Below are 24,575 nucleotides of genomic sequence, written 5' to 3' on the forward strand. Positions count from 1 at the left end.
TTTAAGCATTCGTTTGGTGATTTTGAGGTGAATTAAAACATAAAATCTTAATTTTACGGGGAAATAAATTGAAATGAAAGTTCTTATAAAAAATGTAAATATCGTCAACGAAGGAAAAGTCTTTGAAAGCGATATCCTAATAGAAAATGACTTAATCTCCATTATAGCTGCGGGTATTTCTGAAGATGCAGATCAGATCATTGACGGTTCAGGAAAGTATCTTCTTCCGGGAGTGATTGACGATCAGGTGCATTTTCGTGATCCGGGACTTACCCATAAAGGAGATATCGAAAGTGAATCAAGGGCTGCTATTGCAGGTGGAGTAACCAGCTTTATTGATCAGCCCAATACAGTCCCGAATGCTGTTACCCAGGAGCTGTTAGCAGATAAATATGAGCTTGCTTCCCAAAAAGCTTATGCCAACTATGGTTTTATGATGGGAGGAACGAATGATAATCTGGAGGAGGTTTTGAAAACAAATCCTAGAAATGTTCCCGGGATCAAATTATTCTTAGGTTCATCCACAGGAAATATGCTGGTGGATAATCCGGAAACACTGGAAAATATTTTCAGCAATACCAAAATGCTGATTGCGGTTCACTGTGAAGATGAAGCTACGATCAGAGCCAATACTCAAAAATACATGGATGAATATGGGGATGATATTCCTGTAAAGTTCCATCACTTGATTAGAAGCGAAGAAGCGTGTTATAAATCTTCATCTAAAGCTATTGAGCTTGCGAAAAAAACAGGAGCCAGACTTCACGTTTTCCACCTCTCGACTGCAAAGGAAATGGAACTTTTCAGAAATGATATTCCTTTAAAAGATAAAAAGATCACTGCTGAGGTGTGTGTGCACCACCTGACTTTTACCAATGAGGATTATGAAACAAAAGGCGGACTCATAAAATGGAATCCGGCTGTAAAAACTCAAAAAGATAAGGATGCCCTTTGGGAAGCGTTGTTAGATGACAGAATTGATGTTATTGCTACAGACCATGCTCCACATACTGCAGAAGAAAAAAATAATGTGTATACAAAATGTCCTTCAGGGGCACCTTTGGTACAACATTCATTAGTTGTGATGCTTGAAAACTATAAAAACGGTAAAATCTCTCTTGAGAAAATCGTTGAAAAGATGTCTCACAATCCTGCCATCCTTTTCAAAGTTGAAAAAAGAGGTTTTGTGAGAGAAGGATATAAAGCAGATTTGGTTTTAGTTGATTTAAATGAAAACTGGACGGTTTCCAAAGATAATTTACTGTACAAATGCGGCTGGAGTCCCTTAGAAGGAATGAATTTCCATTCCAAAGTTACCCATACATTTGTCAATGGGCATCTGGTGTATGATAATGGTAAAATTGCTGAGGAGAAATTTGGAGAGAGATTGCTTTTTGAGCCTAGAGATTAATAGGAAAATATTTAAAAATTATAAATTTAATAGGAGCGGGTTTTAGCCCGCTCTTTTATTTTTTGATCTTCCATAGGCTTTAGCCAAAACTTATTTTACTTTTCGCGGATCACGCAGATTTTAAACCCCAATCATCTGCTCAATCCGCGAGAATATTTTATTTCAATAGGGCTTATCTTTTACTTCATCTTTTTATTTCTTCGGTTTACTTCCCATATAAAATGTGAGTTTCCCTCCATTCATAATCTCAGAATGTTTCAATGTGAAATTCCTGATTTCCTTTCCATTCAAAAGAACTTTCTGAACATATACATTTTTCGGACTTTGGTTGCTGGCTTCAATTTCAAAAGTTTTTCCATTTTCCAGATTCAGTACAGCATGATCAATAGCCGGGCTTCCGATAGAATAATCTTCTGAACCGGGAGCTACGGGATAAAAACCTAATGAACTTAAAATATACCATGCACTCATTTGCCCCGCATCATCATTTCCTCCCAATCCGTCCGGTGTTGCTTTATACTGCATTTCCAAAATACGGCGGATCTGTGCCTGTGCTTTCCATGGCTGTCCTGCCCAGTTATAAAAATAAGCAACGTGGTGGGCTGGTTCATTTCCGTGAACATATCCACCAATAATTCCTTCACGTGTAATATCTTCAGTGTCTGCAAAGAATTCATCAGGTAAATGCATGGTGAACAATTCGTCAAGTTTTGTCGCAAATTTTTTCTTTCCACCCATTAGGCTGATCAGTTCATCCGGATTTTGTGGAACAAAGAAACTGTAGTTCCGTGAATTTCCTTCAATAAAGCCTTGCCCATGAGTACTTAATACATCGAAATCTTTCTTAAAACTTCCATCTGCCATACGCGGGCGCATAAAACCAATGGTAGGATCAAAATTATTTTTCCAGTTTTCAGACCTCTTGATAAACTGATTGTAGATTTCTGTTTTATTCAAATGTTTTGCCAGCTGAGCAATAGCCCAATCATCATAGGCATATTCCAGGGTATTGGAAACTGAGGTTCCGCTTTTCTCAGCCGGAATGTAGCCAAGATCAATATACTGTCCGATGCCTTCGTAATTTCTTTTGTTAGCCGTTTCTATACATGCTTTTAATGCTTCTTCGGGATCACCTTCATAATTTCCTTTAATAATAGCATCGGCTACTACACTTACGCTGTGATAACCACTCATACACCAATTGTCATTGGCATAATGTGACCAGATAGGGAGCATTTTCATCGAAAACTGATTATAATGGGCCATCATAGATTTTACCATGTCACCATTCCGTTTAGGCTGGATGATATTAAAAAATGGGTGAAGAGTACGGTAAGTATCCCATAGAGAGAATGTAGTATAATTGGTAAAACCTTCTGCTTTATGAACATTTTGATCCAGCCCTTTATATTCTCCATTGACATCCATATAAGTGGTAGGATTGATAAAAGTATGGTACATTGCTGTATAAAAATTTGTCTTTTCGGTATCGAAACCTTTGATGATTATTTTATTTAATTCCTTATTCCAGCTGTTCTGGGCTTGAATTTTAGCCTGATCAAAAGTGATATTTCCGGCCTCCTTTTCAAGGTTTTCCAAAGCGTTGGTCTGGCTTACAGGAGAAATGGCAAGTTTTACTTCAATCGCTTCGTTTTCATTGGTGTCAAAATCAAAAAACATTTTCATATTCTTTCCTGCAATCTCAGGGAAATTCTGATTTTGGTCAAATTTTCTCCAAAATCCTTTATAGACTTGCTTTTCATCATAATTTTTCTGGCCATAGGATTTAAATGGTTTTGAAAACTTCACTGCAAAATAAACAGTTCTGGTTCTTGCCCAGCCATTCGTCTGGCGATATCCGGTGATGGTATTTCCGTTTTCTACACGAATGTATGTCCAGACATTTTTTCCGTCATAATTATAAATACCGGCCATCAGATCAAGAATAATATGAGCCTGGTCAGACTTCGGGAAAGTATAGCGGTGAACTCCCACTCTTGGTGTTGCTGTCAGCTCTGCCAGAATATTATGGTCATCCAGTTTTACTTTATAATATCCGGCTTCTGCAGTTTCATTTTGATGAGAAAAGCTGCTTCTGTACCCATTTTCAGGATTGGATGCTGTTCCGGGATTCAGTTGAAGTTTCCCAACAGTAGGCATGATCAGAAAATCTCCGAGATCGGAATGTCCCGTTCCACTGAAGTGGGTAGAACTGAACCCTACAATGGTTTTATCTTCATAGCGGTAACCGGCGCAGTATTTATAAACCTCTCCATTGTATTTTCCGTTAAGCTCATAAGAAATGGTATCTGTCTCAGGACTTAGCTGTACTGCACCAAAGGGAACTGTAGCTCCGGGATAAGTATGGCCCATCTTTTCAGTGCCGATCAGCGGATTGACATATTGTATTAATTTTTCAAATTTTTGAGCATTAAGGTTTGCACTTAAAAATAATAGAAAAAGAAAAACAATGGGTCTGTGATTTTTCATTAATGACAATTTTTCAAAGGTTAAAATTAATTAAAATCATCATTTGCTGTTGTGTTTTAGATAAGTTTGAATACTATTTATTCTTTTTCAGAAAAACGAAAACCTATTCCGTGAAGGTTTTCTATTAAAACATTCCGCTCTTCGGCAAGTACCTTTCGCAATCGGGAAATAAATACATCGAGGCTTCGTCCCATAAAATAATCATCATCACCCCAGATTGCCTTCAGAATGTCCTGTCTTTTAACAACCAGATTCTTGTGACAGATAAAATACAAAAGCAGGTCAGATTCTCTTTGGGTAAGAGTAATGCTGTTTTCTATGCCTTGCAGCGTATAGTTTTTGGGATCAAAATCATACTTCCCGACTTTGTATTTTAGAGGAGAAGTATCTGTTTTCTTGGTGCGTTTCAGGAAGACTTCAATTTTCAGCATCAGTTCCTCAATACTGAATGGTTTTACCAGATAATCATCAGCGCCTATTTTGAGCCCTTTGATTCTGTCTTCTTTCAGAGCTTTTGCAGAAATGAAAATAATTGGAATTTCAGAATTTTTATTACGGATCTGCTGGGCTACCTCAAATCCGTTCATGCCGGGCATCATAATATCGAGCAGGCAAATATCAAAATTTTGACTGTTAAATGCTTCCAATGCAGATTCACCATCCGAATAACAGCTGATATCATAATAACTTTCCAGACTGTCTTCCACCAGAAAAGCTATTGTTTTGTCATCTTCGGCATATAAAATTTTAGATTTCTCCATACTTACACATAATTATTTGAAAACGGAAAAAATAGGGTAGTAGTAATTCCTTTATCTTCATTATTTTCCACAGAAATTTTCCAGTGATGCTGCTGGACTACTTTTTTTACATAAAATAATCCTAATCCAAAACCATTCACTTCTTCACTTCTTTTGGTTTGTACCCGGTAAAATTTTTCAAAAATATGAGGAATATTTTTAGCAGGAATACCCATACCGTTGTCTTTGAACTTTAAATATAAGCCTTTTGAATCTTTATAGGCTGAAATTTTAATCACAGGTTTTGTTTCACAATACTTGATGGAATTATCCAAAAGATTATAAATGATGTTGGTAAAGTGAAATTCATCAGCTATTACTGAAGTACTGTTTCCAATGTCAATTTCGATGTTGAGGTCTTTATTTTTGTGCTGTATACTGTCTGCAATCTCCTGAATAAAGGGGAGGAGTAGTATTTTTTGAGGTTTTAATGAAAGCCCTGCCGCATCGTTCTTGGCAATATTCAATATTTTCTCAATATGATTGTTGAGCTTGTGACTTTGGTTGATGATAATGGAGGTATAGGTCTGCAGTTTGGAGTTTCCCATCACCATTTCCTGCTTATTGAGCGCTTCCGAAGCTAAAAGTATCGAAGATAGAGGAGTCTTAAACTCGTGAGTCATATTGTTGATAAAATCACGCTGCAGTTCCGAAAACTTCTTCTGCTGAATAATGGTATAAATAGAATATACATACACCAGAAGAATGATGATAAGGGCAAATGTAAGAAGATACCAGAATCTTAATGAGCTGATAAGATAAGTTGTTTTATCAGGAAAACGTATAGAAAAGTAATAGATCAGATTTTTGTGCTTTGGAAAATTGATCACCTTATTACTGGGGCTTTCCTGGTGTGAAGTCATATACTTTCCGTACACCATTTTATCACTGTGACAGTTGTATAACGCATATACATAATCTGTGTTGATTTGAAAACGGGTAAATTCTGTCTTCAGATAATATTCCAGAACTACGGGATGAAACTCATTATTAATATTAACTACATAATAGTCATTGGCAATATTCTGTACAGGGTTTTCAGTGTAGGAAGTTTTACCTCCGGACAATTTCTCCGCAACCTCCATTAAGGCAATATTTACTTTTTGATTGAACTTTTTATCTTCAAGATTATATGCCTGGCGGGTCCACATCAGCTGAGCTATTAAAATTCCGATAATAGCTACAAATCCCAGCGTTATTATAATATTGAGTTTTTTTATTTTCATTTCCTGAAACAATATTATCCAAAAATATCTATTTATCTTTTATTATTAACAACTCGTTAACAAATGTTTGACAGTGGTTAACAAGTTGTAATCACAGTCTGCTTTACATTTGTTATATCGAAAAAATAATTAGTTTCTAACTATTAAAATTTATACTCATGAAAAAATTAAAAATCACAGCTCTTTTAGCCGTTTTGGCATTCTCTCCTTTTTATGCTAATGTAATTACTGCAGATGCTCCATCCATTGTAAAAATGGTAGCTGATGCTATTAAGTGGAAATCAGAATCTATAGATGTAGGAAACATTCCTCAGGGAAAACCCAAATTGATCAGATTTGAATTTACCAATACAAGCTCAAAACCAATTATTATACAAAATGTAGCTCCTTCTTGCGGATGTACTACAGCAGATTACACAAAAACTCCTATCCAGCCAGGAAAAAAAGGATTTGTAGAAGCTAGCTACAACGCAGCGGCAGCAGGTCCGTTTATGAAGACTGTGAACGTTACAACAAGTGACAGTAAAACTCCTAAAACACTTTCATTCAAAGGAGTGGTTACAGCTTAATACATTGTTTTTTAAAAGATAAAAGTAGCCTGGTAAGTAATTATCAGGCTATTTTATTTAAAAAAATATTTTACCAGTTTAAAAAAAGGTAGAGAATAATTATTTGTAGCATTATTTATCAACCTATTTTAAAGGATTGCATTTCAATATTTAGTATTTTTAAGAAAAAATATTTTATGAGTCTATATACCCAACCTATGCTGCGCGAAGGTGCACTAAAAGATAAAGTAGCAATTGTAACAGGAGGCGGAAGCGGTCTTGGAAAAGCGATGACCAAATACTTTCTTGAACTGGGCGCCAAAGTAGTGATTACTTCCAGAAATCTGGAGAAGCTACAGACAACAGCTAAGGAACTGGAAGATGAAACAGGCGGTAAAGTTCTTTGTGTGGCTTGCGATGTAAGAAATTGGGATGAAGTAGAGGCTATGAAAGAAGCTACCTTAAAAGAATTCGGCAAGATTGATATCTTATTAAATAATGCTGCAGGAAACTTTATCTCTCCAACGGAAAAACTGACTCATTCTGCTTTTGACTCTATCCTTGATATTGTCTTAAAAGGAACAAAAAACTGTACCCTTTCTATAGGAAAACACTGGATAGATTCCAAAACCCCGGGAACTGTACTGAATATTGTAACAACATATGCATGGACAGGCTCTGCCTATGTAGTACCATCAGCCTGTGCAAAAGCGGGAGTTTTGGCGATGACCAGATCATTGGCTGTGGAATGGGCAAAATACGGAATCCGTTTCAATGCCATTGCGCCGGGACCTTTCCCTACAAAAGGAGCTTGGGACAGACTTCTTCCTGGAGACCTTCAGGAGAAATTTGATATGAAGAAAAAAGTTCCGTTGAGAAGAGTAGGAGAACATCAGGAGCTTGCGAACCTTGCAGCTTATCTGGTTTCCGATTATTCAGCGTATATGAATGGGGAAGTGGTAACGATTGATGGTGGAGAATGGCTTCAGGGAGCAGGAGAATTTAATATGCTTGAAGCAATTCCTCAGGAAATGTGGGATGCTTTAGAAGCGATGATTAAAGCAAAAAAATCAAATTAATTAAACTTATATTAAAAAAACTCCCGGATGTGTAACAAATCCGGGAGTTTTTTTTACCTATACAGTAAATAATATTTTTCAAATGAATTTTAAACTTCCAACCCTTATTTCCACCGTTGCAGTACTGCTGTTTTCAGGACCTTTACACGCACAGGAAGCCCCAAAATATGATTATGTAGAAGCCTTTAAGCCGTTTTTCTATCCGCAGACAGGTACAGCAACCCGTTCTGCAAGCGGACAGCCGGGACATGCTTATTGGCAGAATTCAGCAGATTATCATTTGAATGTAAGCCTGAATGAAGATAAAAAAGAGATTACAGGTACAGCAGAAATTACTTATACCAATAACAGCCCGGATAAATTAGGTTTTCTTTGGCTGCAGCTGGATCAGAATCTTTTTGCAAAAGATTCCAGAGGAAACGGTGTAGTTCCGCTTTCGGGAAGCAGAAATGGAGCTCATGGCGAAGAATTTAATGGCGGATATAAAATTAAATCAGTAAAGCTTGACGGAAAAAGAGAGGTAAAATATACCATTACTGATACAAGAATGCAGATTGATCTTCCAAAGGAACTTAAAGCCAATGGAGGGGTTGTCAAAATAGAAATTGAATATTCTTTTGTCTCTCCGGATTATGGTTCAGACAGAATGGGAATACAAGACACCAAAAACGGTAAGATATTTACCATGGCACAATGGTACCCAAGAATGTGTGTGTATGATGATGTTTTGGGATGGAATACTCTTCCATACCTTGGAGCTTCGGAATTTTATTTAGAATATGGGAATATTACCGCTAATATTACGGTTCCTGCCAATCATTATGTAGTAGCATCCGGAGAGCTTCTGAATGAGAAAGAAGTGTATAGTAAAGAAGAAATCAACAGATGGAATGAGGCAAGAAACAGTGATAAAACGGTAATGATCCGTCCTGAGTCTGAAATCAGTAAAAATAAAGCATCCGGTACAAAAACCTGGAAATTCAAAATTACACAGTCCAGAGATTTTGCTTGGGCGTCTTCTGCCGGATTTATTTTAGATGCAGCAAAAATTAACCTGCCTAGCGGAAAAAAATCCTTGGCTATTTCGGCTTATCCAGCAGAAAGTGCCGGGGAGAAAGCATGGGGAAGATCTACAGAATATACCAAAGCTGCCATAGAACATTATTCAAAGAAATGGTATGAGTATACCTATCCGGCTGCCACCAATGTAGCAGGAAATGAAGGCGGTATGGAATACCCGGGAATTGTATTTTGTCATATGGATTCTAAGGGAGGAGATCTTTGGGGTGTTACAGATCACGAGTTTGGGCATAATTGGTTTCCTATGATCGTGGGATCTAATGAGAGATTATTTGCCTGGATGGATGAAGGATTTAATACATTCATTAACGGACTTTCAACTGAAGCTTTTAATAAAGGTGAATATTATCGTAAACCGAATTTGGCAAGATCAGGAGTTTATCTGTTAACGGATAGTCTGGAACCCGTAATGGTAGGACCAGATAATATGAAAGAAAGAAGTATCGGGGCCTTGGCTTACTATAAACCGGGAACAGGATTGGATGTTTTAAGAGAAACCATTCTCGGACCTGAAAAATTTGACAAAGCATTCAGAACGTATATAGATCGCTGGGCTTTTAAACATCCGACACCGTGGGATTTCTTCCATACCATGGAAAACGTTTCCGGAGAAGAACTGAACTGGTTCTGGAGAGGATGGTTCTTTAATAAATGGAAAATTGATCAGGCCGTTAAAAATGTAAAATACATCAACGGAGACTTTAAAAACGGAGCTCAGATCACTGTTGAAAATATTGGCCAGCTGCCAATGCCTACAACAGTACAGTTGAAATTCAAAGATGGAACGGCACAAACGGTGAAAATCCCTGTGGAAGTTTGGAAAAGAAATACAGAATGGACATTCAAGGTGGATTCTAACAAGGAAATAGATGAGGTGAAGCTGGATCCGAATTCTGTTGTCCCTGATGTCAATCTGGAAAACAACAGCAAAAAGCCGGCATAGAAATGTAGATCAGTTAAATTTAACACAAAGATTAAGTATCTGATGTTGAATTTTTAAGGGGTAAATAAAGAATCAGTGAAGTTGATTCTTTCTATGCGAACGCTAATTATACAGCTTCATCAGCAACTTGTTGCTTTCTTAGCTTACTTTAGGATAAGAAGAATTCATATAACCTTTGCGTTTTATAAAATTAAATATCCGCATTATACATTACAAAAGCCTGAGCTTACAGTCGTAAGTTCAGGCTTTTATTTTTTAGGGTGTTTTTCCGGGGCAAGTGAAGGTATTCTCCTGCAATGTTTTGGTGGTCAGTGATATAATTTTGTCCTACAATTTTAATCAAAAACAAAAAACATGGAAACATTAAAATCAGTGCTTGAAGCAAGCCACGCCAAAAAAACAAAAAATGAGTTAATTGATCTTTTATCGGGAGTAGAAAAAGTGCTTACTCCTGCAGTCTATGAAAAGGTATCAGGAATCGAGATTTCAGAATTAAGTACATTGACCAATAAAGAACTTCTAAACATTGTAGAAGATTTCAAAAAGAATTATGATGCAAAGTGGGAAAAATCCTTTTCCGGAGTTTCTTCAGAGATCATGAAGCTTATTGCTGGTAAAATGACTGCCGATGAAGAGATTTTCAGAACTTCAGACGCTGCCAGTGCAGATTTTGCAGCAGAATTGGGAAGTATCGACTTTGCGACTATCATTGGCGGGCCTTTGGACGCTTGTGTAAAAGCACAGTCTAATGCCTCTATTGCAACCGTTAATTTCATCAATGAAGTTGGTTTTGAACTTACAGATCCTGCCAATGCTGCCAGTCCTAAAAAACTGAGAATGGCAGAATTCAAATACAAAAAAAATATCCCGAATCCGGATTTTAAAGAAGATGAGCCAGTAAGTGCTACCAACCCTAAAACGATTCCGAATGATGTAGAAATTTCAGTGCCTTTTATTGCGCTGCTGAATGTTCCAAGCTTCAGAATTGAAACCTGTGAAGTTGACTTTAATGTTAAACTTAATTCTACTTATACGAAAGACGTAAGTGATGAGTTCGGTATTAATGCAGGAGTGTCCGGAGGATGGGGACCTGTAAAGTTCAAAGTGGATGTATCTTATAAAAGAACTTCCAGTACAGGAATCAAAGTGGAAAAAGAATATTCTCTTGGTGTAAAAGTACGTGCAACCAATGACGAAATGCCTGCCGGACTTGAAAAAGTGCTTGGACTTCTTTCACAATAATAGATTTTACGAAAGATGATAAAACTATCAGATTACCTGGATTATCTCAACAATGAGATAATTCAGGCTCGTAAAAAAGCAGACGAAAACGCAGTTCTTATTGCAAAAGAATATGCCCGTCATGAATACCTTAAATATTTTAAGGTTCCAAGATATGCGCTGCCCAGTGTAAAGATGGATATTCCGATCAAGATTACAGATATAGACTCAGACTCCAAATATAATTTTAAACTGAATCAGGATCAGTTTGTTACTGAAATAAATGAAAGAATCCGTCTGGTGAATAAAGAGAAAAGACTGAATATTCCTGAAATCAGTAAAAGACAACTCCAGACCGAAGAGTTCAAAACGCTCTTTAGTAAACTGGAAAAAAATGATCAGAAATTCGGTAAGCTTCCTGCCAATGAAGTCCTTAAGCTGGATCTCAGAAATAAAGTACAGCTTCTCAACTCAGGAATCTTCAGACCCCAGGAAGGAACAGATGAAGAAACTGATGAGCTGAAAGAAATTTTTTCAAAGGTTCTGCTGAATAAATATACGTTGGTCAATGCAAAGCTGAACAACATTTACATAGATCCCAATACCAGTGCAGCGGAAGATAAAGATAAACTATTCATCAACCTTCATGTGGAAATGGAGGAGGAAGGAATCAGGATTGTGTCTTACAAAGATAAAGACGGTAATGAAATAGAACAGATAACTTTTGAGTAATGCAGGAACTTATTCACTTTACGGTACAGAAAATTAAGGAGCTTTTGGAGCATTTCAATGAAGTCCAGGCTCTATACCTGTCAAAATCATTTGACTTTGATGCCCGGTTTGATGTATTTCTCAACGAAGTTCTGGAATATTTCCGTACCAAAGGTAACACCAGCCACGAATCTGAAGTTTTAAAGATTATGAATATGATTTCCACCGTTAAAAGAGGTTTTAATCCTATTAAAATGGAGAAAATAACGACTGGAAGACGAGAACTTCTCGGAGGATTTTCATTCAACGGAATGGAAAGTATGTATGATATTCTGATGGAAATATATACCAAGGAAAATAAAAAGCTTGACGATGCGGAAGAACTTATTTCAGGCATCATTGTCTCATTATATCAGAATGGTATTCTGGATGATGAAAAGCTGAAAGACATGAATTCCGTTCCCAAAATTGAACGTTTCTGGACTTCTCTGGTTGAGCAGAATACAGCCATATCCGGAATTAATAAAAAGCTCAGATTAACCATTATTCCGGAGGATATTTTTCTCATTCTGGAAAAGGTATTTCTGAAATTAATTTAAAAAAAGATCATTATGGAAACCGGAAGATATATCGTTTTGCTGCAGGATCAGCAGAAAAATGCACTCAAAAAAATAGAGAAAGAGCTGGAAGTGAATATTACTTCTTCAGAATTTCTCTCTAAAGAAAACCGTTCATATGAAATCATTGATCAGGACAACGGCGTGCTTTACAAAAACCTGGGCATTCTTGTGGTGGATAACATGGATGAAGAGCAGTTGAAAAGTGCCGTGAAAAATGAATCTAATTCTATCATTTATTATGAAAAAGAAAGAGAATTTTTTCCTGCAGATGAATTGCAGCTGATCAAAGAACTTAAAAAACAGTCTGCCGGACTCGCAGAAAAAATTTCAGAACTTGAAAAATATATCACCAATAAGCCTTTACCTCAAAAATCATTCGTTGAGATGGAATGGGGATTAAAAGCGATAGGACTGGAAAATGCCAATTATACAGGAAAAGGTATTGACATCTGTATTCTGGATACAGGTCTTGAAACCTCCCACCCCGATTTTTCCTCTGAAGAAGTTGAGGGGAAATCTTTCATAGATGGTGAAGACTGGAACCGAGATCCCAACGGACATGGTACACACTGTGCTGGCGTGGCTACAGGAAATACAAGGAATGATACCGGAAAACGCTACGGAATTGCCAGAGGCTGCAATTTGAAGATTGCAAAAGTATTGGCAGATAACGGAAGAGGTACTACCAGTAGTGTGATAGACGCCATAGACTGGGCAATTACTAAAAAATTCAGAATACTGTCTCTTTCGCTGGCATCTCCTGTAAAACTTGATGATCAGCCTTCCGTCCTTTTTGAAACAATAGGAGAAAGAGCACTGGAAAATAACTGCCTTATTATAGCGGCCGCAGGAAATGACAGCAATAGGCCACAGATTCCGCAACCTGTTTCAATGCCGGCCAATTCAAAATCTATAATGGCTGTTGGAGCTATTGACAGTCAAATGAAGATAGCCAGATTTTCAAACGCAGGAATCAATCCTTCTACAGGAGGAAATATCAATGTCTGTGCTCCCGGAGTAGATATTATAAGTGCCTATCCTAAAAACGCAAAGAACAAAAATAATTTATATTACAGTATGAGTGGTACAAGCATGGCAGCGCCGCATGTTTCCGGACTTGCCGCTTTGTATATGGAACAGTTTCCGGATAAATCAGCAAAAGAGATCTGGGAACTGATTGAAAAAAAGGCAAGGCCTATTGAAGGCATAAAATACAGAGATATTGGAAACGGTTTAATACAGGTATACTTATGATCACTTACCTCGCAGTTTTAAAGAAAGATATAAATTTTAAAAAGCTTGAAACTCTTCTCAAAAATAAAGGCATAAAACTGGCCTCTCACTACAAAACCATAGGAGTTGTAAAGCTTGAAAGCTCGCTGCCGGTTTCAGAAACTGAATTTCAGGAGTATTTTATATCTATAGAAGAAGAAAAAGATAATTTAACAATATAATCACATCAATAAAGCTTTTCTGTCGCGGAGAAGTTTTATTTTTGTCTCTTACTGATAAAATAATATATGAATTTCAGACTTTCAATGGTGTTTCTGATGTTTTTTGCATTAGGATTTTCACAGGACCTTACCGTAATGAGTTTTAATATCAGACTGAATGTAGAGTCGGATAAAGATAATGCATGGCCAAAAAGGAAACAGGACGTTGCAGATTTGCTTACCTATTATCATCCTGATTATTTCGGAGTACAGGAAGCGCTTCCGGAACAGATGAAAGATATTAAAACAGGTTTAAAGAACTATGACTACATAGGAGTAGGAAGAGATGACGGTAAAGAAAAAGGAGAGTTTTCTGCTATTTTTTATGATACGAACAAGCTTGAAGTCGTAAAATCAGGAACATTCTGGTTATCTGAAACTCCGGAAAAGCCTTCAAAAGGCTGGGATGCAGCATTAAACAGAATCTGTACCTATGCTGTATTTAAAGATAAAAAATCAAAGAAAGAATTCCTCGCTATGAATCTTCATTTTGATCACGTAGGAAATGTAGCAAGGGTAAAATCTTCCGAACTGATCCTGAAAAAAATAAAAGAACTGAATCCAAAAAATCTTCCGGTAGCGCTGAGTGGAGACTTTAACCTGACGGATGATTCTGAACCAATTAAAATTCTTTCCCAGAATATGAAAGATACTTTCTACCATTCCGAAACCAAACATTATGGTCCGGTAGGAACTTTCACAGGTTTCAACGTTAATGAAGTTCCAAAAGACAGAATCGATTATATTTTTACACAAGGCTTTAAAATAAGATCTCACCGACATATCAATGACAGAAGAGAAAATCTTTTATATCCGTCAGACCATTTCCCGGTGATCGTGAATCTTTCCCTATAAAAAATCAATTGGTTGGAAAATCGACTTCAAATCCAATTCCTCTCAGGGATTGGATTTTTATTTGAGGATCACTGTTGAAATATTTACGGAGCCTGCTGATGAACACATCAAGACTTCTTCCGGTAAAATAATCATTGGTTTCCCAGAGATTATCCAGAATATTATCTCGTGTAATAATAGTACGATTATGCTTCAGAAGATATAGCAGAAGTTCCTGTTCCCGTATTGTCAGACGGTTGTTTCCGTTAGGATGTGACAACAGAAGTTTGGCGGTGTCTAATGAAAACGCTCCGATTTTTATTTGACTTTCCGTAACAGCGGGAAGTGTTCTCTTCAGAATATTTTTAATTCGTAGAACAAGTTCTTCAGGATCGCAGGGTTTTGGGATATAATCGTCAGCACCTATTTTTAATCCGGTAAGGCGGTCTATTTTTTGGTTTTTAGCCGTTAAAAATAACAATGGAAAACTACTTCTTTCCTTAATAATCATTTTAGCCAGCGAGAAGCCATCTATATTAGGCATCATCACATCCAGAATTCCTATCTGAAAAGGAAAATCAGCCTGAAGCAATGGTACTATATCTTCCGGGTTCTGAAACCAGCTGACTTCAAAATCTTCCAATTCAAGATACTGCTTAAGAATCATTCCGAAATCCGGATCGTCTTCTGCCAGAAGGATTTTAGTTTTCATAAGGAATTGATATTTTAAAAGTACTACCCCAATTAAGCCGGCTGGATACCTCTGTTTTGCCACCATAGTTGGTAATGATTTTCTTCACGAAATAAAGCCCCAGTCCAAGCCCTTTACTGTTATGGATATTGTTATTCTGTATTCTGTAGAATTTTTCAAAAATGTTGTTGAGCTCTTTCGTTTCCATGCCCTGACCGTTATCAGAAACTTCGATTTCTAATTGTTGAGAACTGTTTTGGATATTTATTTTCACAACAAATGCCCCATATTTTACGCTGTTTTCACAAAGATTTTTAATGACCGTTTCCATCAGATTTTTATCAAAAGGAAGTTTTTGTGAAATTTTGTTTTCAAGTTTAAAATCAATGTCAGGATAAGTAACTGTAAGATCCTGAATGAAAAAGTTCCAGTCCTCAGGCTGTATGGGTGTCATTTCATTCTGAATTTCGTCTTTATGAAGCTGAAACATCAGACTTTCAAGCCGGGAAATCTGTCTGTCGATAAGAGGAAGTGTTTCCGGATTCCATTCTTTTTTTAATGCTTTTGAAGCTATTTTTAAAGTAGCAATTGGAGTTTTAAACTCATGTGAAATGTTATCCACAATGGTGTGGAGAACTTCTACCTGCTTCTGCTGCTGGATCAAGTTTCTAATCGTGAAAATATAAAGCAAAAGAACACCGGAAAGCAGTATAACACAACAAATGATCAATAAAGTAAGCTCCTTAAAAACAATACTCTTTATATTTTTAATCTCAAAATCTGTCTGGGTTTTGACAAGAAAAGTATTTCTTTTTTCAACTTGATCTTTATCCGAATCATCTCTTTTGGTGGTTGAGGTTTCCCAGCTTCCGTTGCTGGCAATACGTGGATGCTTGAGCTTATCCTGGGTTTCAAAAATGACAATAGGTTCAGTAATTACTTTTGCGCTGTCCGGAAGGTGTATAATAGAAAGGTATCTTATTCTTGCAGAAATCTCATAACCGTCTTTCTGGTAGCGGCTGTCAATATAATGGATCAGTCTTTCTCTGGCAGATTTCCTGTTTTCTATGAAATAATTCAGAAATTTTTTTTTGTTGATCTCTTTATTATGATATCTGATGATGATTTCCTGAAAAGAGTCATCATTTCTCTCTTTGGCTTCATGTATGTCTTCCAAGTTATCTGTATAGTTGGTAAGCCCGTCATTCACGGATCTGTAGATGTCCCTCTCTTTTACCTGATAGGTTTTGTACATAAAGTAAACCTGGATCCCAAGTAAAAGCAGGAACAGAGCGGCAAAAACCGAAATCAGAATTTTACTCTTGGCTATCATCGAAACAAAGATAAAGTTTTAACATTTTACTGAAATAGTATTTTTATCATTAACCTTTTATTAACCTGATGATTAATATGATTTTTGGTAATTTTAGAAAATTAAAAGCCTATTTAATGAAAAAGATATTTATTTTTTTTATTCTGTTGATTGGGATGGTCATCAATGCCCAAACCCATCGTTTTATATATGAGCTTCAATACAGGCCTGATCCTAAAGATACAAGTTATGATAAAGAAGAAATGGTACTGGATATCAATCCTGGAGAAGTGAAATTTTATGAATTTGAATTTTTAACAAACGATTCTCTGAATATTCTTCATGGAGGAATGACTTCTCAGCATACCAGCCAGTCCGGACAGACCATTCTACGAAAAAGAAATTCCAATAAAAACAAAAACTTTGTTCAGATTATGATGATGCCCTATTATTATGTTTTTGAAACGGAGGATAATGTTCAGTGGAAAATAGAGGCTGATACTAAAAAGATCAACAATTATAATTTGCAAAAAGCAACTGCCATATTTGGAGGAAGAAACTGGACTGCATGGTTTACTCCGGATATCAACATTCCTGAAGGGCCGTATAAATTTAGAGGACTTCCAGGATTGGTTCTGTATGTGGAAGATGATAAGAAAGATTTTATATATTCTTTCTCGCGAAATAGTAATCTCTCCAAAACATATGATACAACACGCTTTCTCGAAAAGCATTATTCATTGGCTCCTATTGTCATTGACTTTAAGAAATGGGTGAAGCTGAATCTGGAGTTTTATAATGATCCTTATGCCAGAATGAGAACCGAATTTCAGCCGGACTGGAATGTACGCATTAATGGACAGCAAATCAAAAGTAAAGAAGAGTTTGCAGGGTTGACCAAGCAAACGCAGATCAACATAAAAAAATATTATAATCCAATAGAACTGGATAAAATAATTCCTTATCCATAAAAATATTGTATTGATTTTAAAAACCTGAATTTCCGAATTCAGGTTTTCTTATTTTAAAGAAAAGATATTAACCTATCATTAACCCACCGTTAACCGAAATTCTCCCTTTCAATATAGAATTTTGTACCCTCAGAACAGAACATAGGTTTTGTTTGAAAGGATAAAAAATTAGCCATGTATAAAATTCTTTTTTTTCTGTGTTTTCCAGTTTTGATTCTTGCCCAGAAACAAAAAATAGGAGGAACAGTTGTGAACACCGAAAACGAAAAGCTTTCATCTGTAAAGGTGGAAGTGTACAATGCTCAAAATGAATTAATCAAAGAATTAAAAACGGATGAGAATGGGAAGTTTGTACTGGAGAACATAGCAGAGCAGGATGTAAAACTGGTTGTTAAAAATCAGGCATATTCTTTATTTGAGGAAAAACTGGATTTGAAAGAACCTAAGCCTCTGAATATCGTTCTTAAAAAGGAATCCCAGGAAATAGAAGGAGTGGTAATGACGAAACGAAAACCTTTGGTGAAAAGAAAGGTTGACCGCCTGGAATTTAATGTGGAAAACAGTAATATTTCATCACTCAATGCCTGGGAAATTTTAAAAAATACACCGAGTGTCACAATAAATAATGATGTACTCGGTGTAAAGGGAAGTACCGGGATTTTAGTGACCATTAATGATAAAAAGGTAATGCTGACGGGAGATGAGCTTAAAAACCTTCTGGAGAACACACAGGGAGATGATGTAAAATCAGTAGAAGTGATTACCAATCCGCCCGCAAAATATGAAGCCTCTGGAAGCGCAGTCCTGAATATCGTTCTGAAAAAGAATAAAATTGAAGGCTACCGCGGAATTCTCTCATCCAAATATGTGCAGACACAATATGCGAAAGGTGTTTTTGGTCTTTCTCAATATTATAAAAAAGATAAACTTTCCATTATGGGAAGCTATTATAAAGGGCTGGGAACGTACTACCGGGAAGGAACAGATTATGTGAACTATCCGGAAAGCCAAACCCGATGGGTAAGTACAATGAACAGGAAGGATAAAAACAATAACCAGAATACCCTGAATTTTAATGTGGAATATGAATTGGACAGTTTGACCAATGCAAGCCTCAACTACTCAGGGTATTTTTCTCCAAAATCCTTCGGGACTTACAATGTTCCTACACTGATCTATAATAATCAGGATATTGTAGAATCTAATTATACCACGATCAACGATCACCGCTCACGCTCCATTAATAATTCTGTAAGTTTTCAGATAGATCGGAAATTCAATAAGAAAAGCAGTCTCTCATGGATCAGTTATTTTACCGGAAACAACGCCGATAAATACCAGAATGTAATCACCAATCTGAACTTTGCAGGCCAGCTTCCAAAAGAAGATAACTTCCTTACAAAAAACAAAGCGGATGTTCAGCTATATTCCACGCAATTCGATTATCAATGGAAAGATGATAAGCTGGAGCTTGAATCCGGAGCAAAATATAGTTTTGTAAAAACAAACAGTAAACTTGATTTCTCTGATAATGAAAATGGAGTACTGCAATACCGACCAGAAAAGAGTAGTATCTTTGATTATAAAGAACGCAATTTTGCACTGTATTCTTCATTAGCCTATAACATTGGAAAATGGAATTTTAAAGGAGGGCTTCGGGCGGAAATGACAGATCTTGAAGGAGTAGTTTCTGAACCTTATGAATTGAATAAAAGCAATTACTGGAAATTTTTCCCCACTTTTTATGTACAATATACCACAGAAAATAAGCAGGAATTTGGTTTTTCTTATGGGAAAAGAATCAGCAGACCTTCCTATTCATGGTTGAATCCTGCGAAATCTTATTATAATCTGTTTTCATATTATCAGGGAGATCCGAAGTTAAAAGCAACAATCACCCATAATCTCAATCTTACCTATTCCTGGAAAGACTGGAATCTGGATCTGTATTACCGGAAAGAAATATATCCGTCTATGGAAATCTCCTATCAGGAACCGAGCACCAATAGTCTCATTTATTATTTTACCAATATTGAAAAAGGAGAAGCTTTCGGACTTAGTCTGTACAAAAACTTTCAGGTCAAACCATGGTGGAATATCATCATGTCTGAAAACCTTGAACACAACGAAAATTATTTCAAGGGAACTGACGGAATGCTGTATAAAAATAAAGTCTGGAACTGGGTCTCCAATATCTCAACAAGCTTTACTCTGGATAAAAACAATGATTGGAAAATGGAAATGGGACATCGCTACTATTCTCCGGGAATACAAGGGACTTTTAAGATTTCTGCTGTCTGGTCTGCATATTTTGTAATGAACAGAAAGTTCTTTAATAAAAAACTGGAAGCAAGTCTTATATTCACTGATATTTTCAGAACAACAGGTCAGAAAGTAAGTACAAAATATGCGAATCAGGATAATTATTTTCTCGATTATACGGATGCGCAAGGCATTTCCTTTTCATTGAAATTCAACTTTGGAAATCAGTCTGTAAAAAATGCCAAAACAATTAAGAAGACTGCAGAACAAGACAGATTGTAAAATAATTTACTATAAAACTAATTACAATAAAATATTATTACAAAAGAAATGATTCCTTGATGTCACATTTTCGCTATTTTTGATACCTATCTTTAAAAAGGTCGTTATGAAGAAAATTTTTTCCGGGATGCTGATAGCAGTTTCTTTACTGCAATTGTCAGCTCAGGAATTGTATATGCCGAGGAATATAAAAAAAGCATATGAAAATGGGACCCGTGATATCTCCGGAGCGCCAGGTAAAAACTATTGGCAGAATAAAGGAACATATAATGTGGATGTGAAGGTGGATGCCAATACAAAAATGGTTTCCGGAAAAGAAACAATTGTCTATACGAACAACAGCCCGGATAGTCTGAATGAACTGGCTATACGTTTTGTGAATAACCTTCATAAACCACAGTCGCCAAGATCAGGATTTGTGTCTAAAGATTTCCTTTCATCCGGACTGAAAATTAAGTCTTTTACTGTAAACAGTGTAAAATATGAGATCAACAGTGACGATTGGAGTACCGTTGAAAAAGTAAAATTAAAAACAGCTTTAAAGTCTAAATCAAAAGCTGAAGTAAAAATTGAATGGGAATATCCGCTTTCAGTACAAAGTGGGAGAGAAGGGCAGATAGATCCTGAAACATTCTATGTAGCCTATTCTTTTCCAAGAATTTCTGTATATGATGATTACAACGGGTGGGATATGCTTCCACACTCAGACAGACAGGAGTTTTATAACGACTTCAATGATTATAGTTTTGCCATCACCGCACCAAAGAATTTTGTAGTTTGGGCAACAGGAGATTTCCTGAACCCGGAAGCAGTGCTTCAGCCGGAATATTTAAAAAGATATAAAGCTTCCTTGAAAAGTGATAAGCTGATGCATATTGCTACAGAGCAGGAAATGATGTCTGGAAAAGTAACAAAGCAGAATAAGTGGAATATCTGGAAGTTTAAAGCCAGCCACATCACAGATTTTTGTTTTGCAATGAGTAACCATTATGTGTGGGATGCGGCAAGTGTTCAGTTAAAATCAAAAAGAGCAAGCATTCAGGCAGGATATAAAAATGGTGCGAAAGATTTTGAGCACTATGTAGACTGGATGCGTTATAACCTTGATTGGTTCTCGAAAAACTGGCCTGGAGTAGAATATCCTTACAACGTAATGACGGCTATCCAGGGTTATGCAGATATGGAATATCCTATGATGATTAATGATACCAGTATTCCTGATGATCTTAAAGATGCAAGGCTTACAGCAGACCATGAAATTGCCCATACCTATTTCCCTTTTTATATGGGAATCAATGAAACAAGGTATGCATTTATGGATGAAGGCTGGGCTACCACCCTAGAATATCTTATAGGAATTGATGAAAACGGAGAAGATGCAGCCAAAGAATTTTATAAAAACTTCCGTGTTAAAAGATGGATCAATGATCCTTCAGCAGAACAGGATCAGCCGGTGATTACGATGAGTACACAGGTGAGCGGTTCAGGATATGGAAACAATTCTTATGTGAAAGCCTCTTTGTCTTACCTGGCCTTGAAAGATTATTTAGGAGACGAACTGTTCAAAAAATCATTACATCATTATATGGATAACTGGAACGGAAAGCATCCGGTTCCATGGGATTATTTTAACTCTATGAATACCGGGTCTGGGAAAAATCTGAACTGGTTCTTCCAAAATTGGTTTTATACCAATAATTATATTGATTTAAAAGTAACAGGTGCATCGCAGATTAATGATATGCTTACTGTAAACATAGCAAATGTAGGCGGATTTGCAATTCCGTTTGATGCTCTATTATCTTATGAAGATGGTACTACAGAAAAACTGCATTTCTCTCCTTCTGTTTGGGAAAAAGATCAGAAACTTACCGATCTTGTGATTCCTATTAAGAAGAAAGTAAAATCTGTAAAGCTGGATGGAGATCTGTTTATGGATTATACCCCGGAAAATAACCAGAAAAACTTATAAAGTAAAAGCCTTCAGATCCTGAAGGCTTTTGTATTTTTAAAAATAGGCGGTTAATCTTAAACCTAACGTAATATAATTGATTTTTTCTTTAGCAATCAAGTTGTTAAGTTCCTGATCCAGCTCCGCACTTTCCTTAATCTCATCACTGAAGTAATAACGGATCGTAGAGTTGATCTGATTGTAATCTGTATAGAAAGTAAGTCCCAATCCCGGATTGAACTTGTAGGTCATAGCAGCTCCTGTGTTCCAGCGGAAAGCAGGTTTGGGCTTATACCGGGCTATCTGAAGCTCGTGATTAGGAGCGTCAATATCATTTCCTTTTACAAATACTTTTCCACTGGCAGTAGCAGCATATCCTCCGGTAAGCTTTAAAGTAAGTTGCCATTTATCTGAGAATTCATGGGAAAAATAAGGCCCAATGCCTGCAGCCAGGAAACCCATGGATTGTGTTTTAATTTCATGGTCTCCAAAATCCTGCTCGTCATCAAAGGTTATTCTTTGGGATTTAATAGGGAAGCTGCTGAAGGCTATATCAGCACCTACACCCCATTTTTTTGAAAAAAAATAAGCTCCCTCCAATCCGCCTTCAAAACCTATCTGTTTTTTATCATCCAATTCAGATTCTCTCAGGAAATTGGTTGTACCTAGTGCAGTACCCATCTTCAGGGCGAGAAAAGAAGGATAATCGTTTCCTTGTATTCTGGATAAGATGCTTAGATTATCTCCCTTATTTTTATAAATTTTATCAATAAAAAAATACCCCAGTTCGGTTGATATAATTCCGATACCAGCCCCGGCAAGAATATCCGGAACCCAGTGTCTGTTATTTAAATTTCGGCCAAGTCCGGTAATGGCGGCAGAACCATACCCTGCAATACTGTAGGCTGGGTTTACCATACCATATTCTTTATGTAGAAAACTTGCATTGGTAAAAGCCATTGCAGCATGTCCTGATGGAAATGAATTATTTTTGGATCCATCTGGACGTTCAACTTTTGTCGTATATTTAATAGAATTCACTAAAATAGCCATGATGGCTAAACTTGTACCATAAGATAAGGTTGCTCTTCCAATATTATTCCGGCCCTTTACACCTGCCAGTTTTAATCCGTAAACAGTTGCTGCCGGAGCATACTGAAGATAATCATCAAATTTGACTTTGAAATTGGGAAGGTATCGGTTTCTTACCTCGCGGATATTCTCTTTCTCTCCCCATGTTGCAGCAGCGGCAGTAAAAAGAATGGCCGGAGCCACTGATTTTTTCACCCATTCTTTTTTGAAAAAAGGAGTCTTCTCCTGAATAGCATAACCGGAATTTATTAATGTGAGATCTTCCTTGAGATTCCTGACCTGGATAGTATCCTGTGTTTTAATTTTGATTGTATCCTGAGCTTTAATACAATATAAATGCAATAGTATTCCTGATGCTAATGCGAATTTTTTCATCGTAATGGTGCTGAAATTTAAGTCACGTAAAAATATTAAAAAAATCTATCCCAAAAATTGAGATAGACTATTTTAATGTTTTTATAATATTTCAACTATGTTGTTGATTATCTTAAGCCAGATCTTGGTCCGGATGCTGCTACTACAGCCTGCATTCTTGTTTTTTGGTTAGCAGAGAACATTACCATAGATTTGTCATCCACATAATCCATATAGTTCATAAACATCTGAGAACGGCTTACCCCGCCACAAACTCTGTTCAGAGGATAGGTAGGATTCCCATAGTTAGGGCCTGGAGACACTGGTGTATCATTAGAGTAATCTGTCTGACAGCCTGTATCGGAAGATCCCCATAGGTGTGGAAGGTTTAGGTAATGCCCTACTTCATGGGTTACTGTTCTTCCTAAGTTGAACGGAGCAGAAGCACCGGTTTTTCCTATATATTGGTATCCTATTACAAGACCATCATACCACTGTCCTGCATTTTCCGGGTAATAAGCATAGCCTAAAGTTCCAGGCTGGTTGTTTTCGTCAAGAATTGAATTGACAACCCATATATTCATATTTTTAGTCACATCAGTTGCATCAATACCACCTGTGCTCGCTTTTTTCATTTGTTCAAGATCAGATCTCCAGCCTGTTTTTGTACTCTGTTTACGGTTGGTAGCTACTAATTTGAAACGGATTTTTACATCTCCCGCTGCTGAAGGTTGAAATGCCGAAGGAATTTTATTAATGTCAGAATTGGTAGCACCATAATCAGCATTCAATACAGCAATTTGTTCTGCGATTCTTGCATCGGAAACATTTTGAGCGGAAGTGTTATAAATTACGTTAAAAACTACTGGAATTTCAACGGTTCCATCTGCCAGAACTTTTCCTAATTTAAGGTTTTCTGCAAATTTTTCAGTACCGAATTCAATGTCTGCCATTTTTTGTTTTAGTGCAGGATTTTTCAGAAGCATTGCTTGTCTTATTCCTTCCGAAGGACAGCTTCTTTTAAGAGCGCTTGGAACAGACGATTCCTGATCCAGAGGCGTTTCATTTTGATTGGATAAGTTGTCGGTGTTACATGCCGACATAAAGCCCAGAACAAGGGCTCCAAATAGGAATTTTTTCATATCGTTATAATATAATTTGGTTGTGGAGGTGAAATTATAGTATTTAAAATTGATATGCAAGT

Annotated in this window: 20 protein-coding genes; 13 read left to right on the forward strand and 7 right to left on the reverse strand. The window is 36.7% G+C overall.

Annotation, left to right across the window (positions count from 1 at the left end):
• Nucleotides 1–73 precede the first annotated feature (73 nt).
• Nucleotides 74–1,411, forward strand: a complete 1,338-nt coding sequence (locus KIK00_RS18220) for a dihydroorotase (RefSeq protein WP_255813736.1) — start codon at nucleotides 74–76, stop codon at nucleotides 1,409–1,411.
• Nucleotides 1,412–1,603: 192 nt separating this feature from the next.
• Here KIK00_RS18220 and KIK00_RS18225 read toward each other — a convergent pair whose 3' ends face one another.
• From KIK00_RS18225 to KIK00_RS18235, 3 genes are all read right to left on the reverse strand, one after another.
• Nucleotides 1,604–3,901: a GH92 family glycosyl hydrolase gene (locus KIK00_RS18225; RefSeq protein ID WP_255813737.1), complete on the reverse strand. Its 2,298-nt coding sequence runs from the start codon at nucleotides 3,899–3,901 to the stop codon at nucleotides 1,604–1,606.
• A gap of 77 nt (nucleotides 3,902–3,978) precedes the next feature.
• Nucleotides 3,979–4,662, reverse strand: coding sequence for a response regulator transcription factor (locus KIK00_RS18230; protein WP_255813738.1), 684 nt, complete (start codon nucleotides 4,660–4,662; stop codon nucleotides 3,979–3,981).
• A 2-nt stretch (nucleotides 4,663–4,664) separates the two neighbouring features.
• Nucleotides 4,665–5,927 carry a sensor histidine kinase KdpD gene (locus tag KIK00_RS18235; RefSeq protein ID WP_255813739.1) on the reverse strand — a complete coding sequence of 421 codons (1,263 nt, stop codon included), beginning with the start codon at nucleotides 5,925–5,927 and terminating at the stop codon, nucleotides 4,665–4,667.
• A gap of 158 nt (nucleotides 5,928–6,085) precedes the next feature.
• On the opposite strand from KIK00_RS18235, the gene KIK00_RS18240 reads away from it, so the two are divergent.
• The 9 genes from KIK00_RS18240 (at nucleotide 6,086) to KIK00_RS18280 (ending at nucleotide 14,477) form a co-directional block, all read left to right on the forward strand.
• Complete coding sequence (locus KIK00_RS18240; protein ID WP_255813740.1) at nucleotides 6,086–6,496, forward strand: DUF1573 domain-containing protein; 411 nt, start codon at nucleotides 6,086–6,088, stop codon at nucleotides 6,494–6,496.
• A 176-nt stretch (nucleotides 6,497–6,672) separates the two neighbouring features.
• Nucleotides 6,673–7,554, forward strand: coding sequence for an SDR family oxidoreductase (locus tag KIK00_RS18245; protein ID WP_047373979.1), 882 nt, complete (start codon nucleotides 6,673–6,675; stop codon nucleotides 7,552–7,554).
• Between the two features lie 82 nt (nucleotides 7,555–7,636).
• Nucleotides 7,637–9,577 carry a M1 family metallopeptidase gene (locus KIK00_RS18250; protein ID WP_255813741.1) on the forward strand — a complete coding sequence of 647 codons (1,941 nt, stop codon included), beginning with the start codon at nucleotides 7,637–7,639 and terminating at the stop codon, nucleotides 9,575–9,577.
• Nucleotides 9,578–9,931: 354 nt separating this feature from the next.
• Nucleotides 9,932–10,819, forward strand: a complete 888-nt coding sequence (locus KIK00_RS18255; RefSeq protein ID WP_255813742.1) for a DUF2589 domain-containing protein — start codon at nucleotides 9,932–9,934, stop codon at nucleotides 10,817–10,819.
• 15 nt (nucleotides 10,820–10,834) lie between these two features.
• The gene (locus tag KIK00_RS18260) at nucleotides 10,835–11,530 is read left to right on the forward strand and encodes a hypothetical protein (RefSeq protein WP_255813743.1); all 696 of its coding nucleotides are present in this window, start codon (nucleotides 10,835–10,837) and stop codon (nucleotides 11,528–11,530) included.
• Nucleotides 11,530–12,108 (forward strand): hypothetical protein, encoded by a 579-nt coding sequence (locus tag KIK00_RS18265; protein WP_255813744.1) that lies wholly within the window; start codon nucleotides 11,530–11,532, stop codon nucleotides 12,106–12,108. Before KIK00_RS18260 ends, KIK00_RS18265 begins: the two co-directional genes overlap by 1 nt.
• Nucleotides 12,109–12,120: 12 nt before the next feature.
• Nucleotides 12,121–13,383, forward strand: coding sequence for a S8 family serine peptidase (locus tag KIK00_RS18270; RefSeq protein WP_255813745.1), 1,263 nt, complete (start codon nucleotides 12,121–12,123; stop codon nucleotides 13,381–13,383).
• Entirely contained in the window at nucleotides 13,380–13,583 is a 204-nt protein-coding gene (locus KIK00_RS18275) for a hypothetical protein (RefSeq protein WP_255813746.1), read from the forward strand. The genes KIK00_RS18270 and KIK00_RS18275 overlap by 4 nt, the downstream gene beginning before the upstream one ends.
• 66 nt (nucleotides 13,584–13,649) lie before the next feature.
• On the forward strand, nucleotides 13,650–14,477 hold the full coding sequence (locus KIK00_RS18280) for an endonuclease/exonuclease/phosphatase family protein (RefSeq protein ID WP_255813747.1): 828 nt from the start codon (nucleotides 13,650–13,652) through the stop codon (nucleotides 14,475–14,477).
• A 4-nt stretch (nucleotides 14,478–14,481) separates the two neighbouring features.
• On the opposite strand, the gene KIK00_RS18285 is transcribed toward KIK00_RS18280, so the two are convergent.
• Together KIK00_RS18285 and KIK00_RS18290 are read right to left on the reverse strand one after the other, a co-directional pair.
• Nucleotides 14,482–15,168, reverse strand: a complete 687-nt coding sequence (locus KIK00_RS18285; protein WP_255813748.1) for a response regulator transcription factor — start codon at nucleotides 15,166–15,168, stop codon at nucleotides 14,482–14,484.
• A complete protein-coding gene (locus tag KIK00_RS18290) occupies nucleotides 15,158–16,480 on the reverse strand; it encodes a sensor histidine kinase KdpD (RefSeq protein ID WP_255813749.1) in 1,323 nt (440 codons plus the stop codon). The genes KIK00_RS18285 and KIK00_RS18290 overlap by 11 nt, the downstream gene beginning before the upstream one ends.
• A 116-nt stretch (nucleotides 16,481–16,596) precedes the next feature.
• Between KIK00_RS18290 and KIK00_RS18295 the strand changes: the two genes are divergently transcribed.
• The 3 genes from KIK00_RS18295 (at nucleotide 16,597) to KIK00_RS18305 (ending at nucleotide 21,946) form a co-directional block, all read left to right on the forward strand.
• Entirely contained in the window at nucleotides 16,597–17,430 is an 834-nt protein-coding gene (locus tag KIK00_RS18295) for a GLPGLI family protein (protein WP_255813750.1), read from the forward strand.
• 174 nt (nucleotides 17,431–17,604) lie between these two features.
• A complete protein-coding gene (locus tag KIK00_RS18300; RefSeq protein WP_255813751.1) occupies nucleotides 17,605–19,974 on the forward strand; it encodes an outer membrane beta-barrel family protein in 2,370 nt (789 codons plus the stop codon).
• Between the two features lie 106 nt (nucleotides 19,975–20,080).
• Entirely contained in the window at nucleotides 20,081–21,946 is a 1,866-nt protein-coding gene (locus tag KIK00_RS18305; RefSeq protein ID WP_255813752.1) for a M1 family metallopeptidase, read from the forward strand.
• 36 nt (nucleotides 21,947–21,982) lie between these two features.
• Here KIK00_RS18305 and KIK00_RS18310 read toward each other — a convergent pair whose 3' ends face one another.
• Both KIK00_RS18310 and KIK00_RS18315 read right to left on the reverse strand, forming a co-directional pair.
• Entirely contained in the window at nucleotides 21,983–23,392 is a 1,410-nt protein-coding gene (locus tag KIK00_RS18310) for a phosphatase PAP2 family protein (RefSeq protein ID WP_255813753.1), read from the reverse strand.
• A 107-nt stretch (nucleotides 23,393–23,499) separates the two neighbouring features.
• Nucleotides 23,500–24,513, reverse strand: a complete 1,014-nt coding sequence (locus tag KIK00_RS18315) for a zinc metalloprotease (RefSeq protein ID WP_255813754.1) — start codon at nucleotides 24,511–24,513, stop codon at nucleotides 23,500–23,502.
• Between the last annotated feature and the right edge of the window lie 62 nt (nucleotides 24,514–24,575).

Origin of the sequence: Chryseobacterium sp. MA9 (genome assembly GCF_024399315.1) — a bacterium.
Taxonomy (GTDB): Bacteria; Bacteroidota; Bacteroidia; order Flavobacteriales; family Weeksellaceae; genus Chryseobacterium.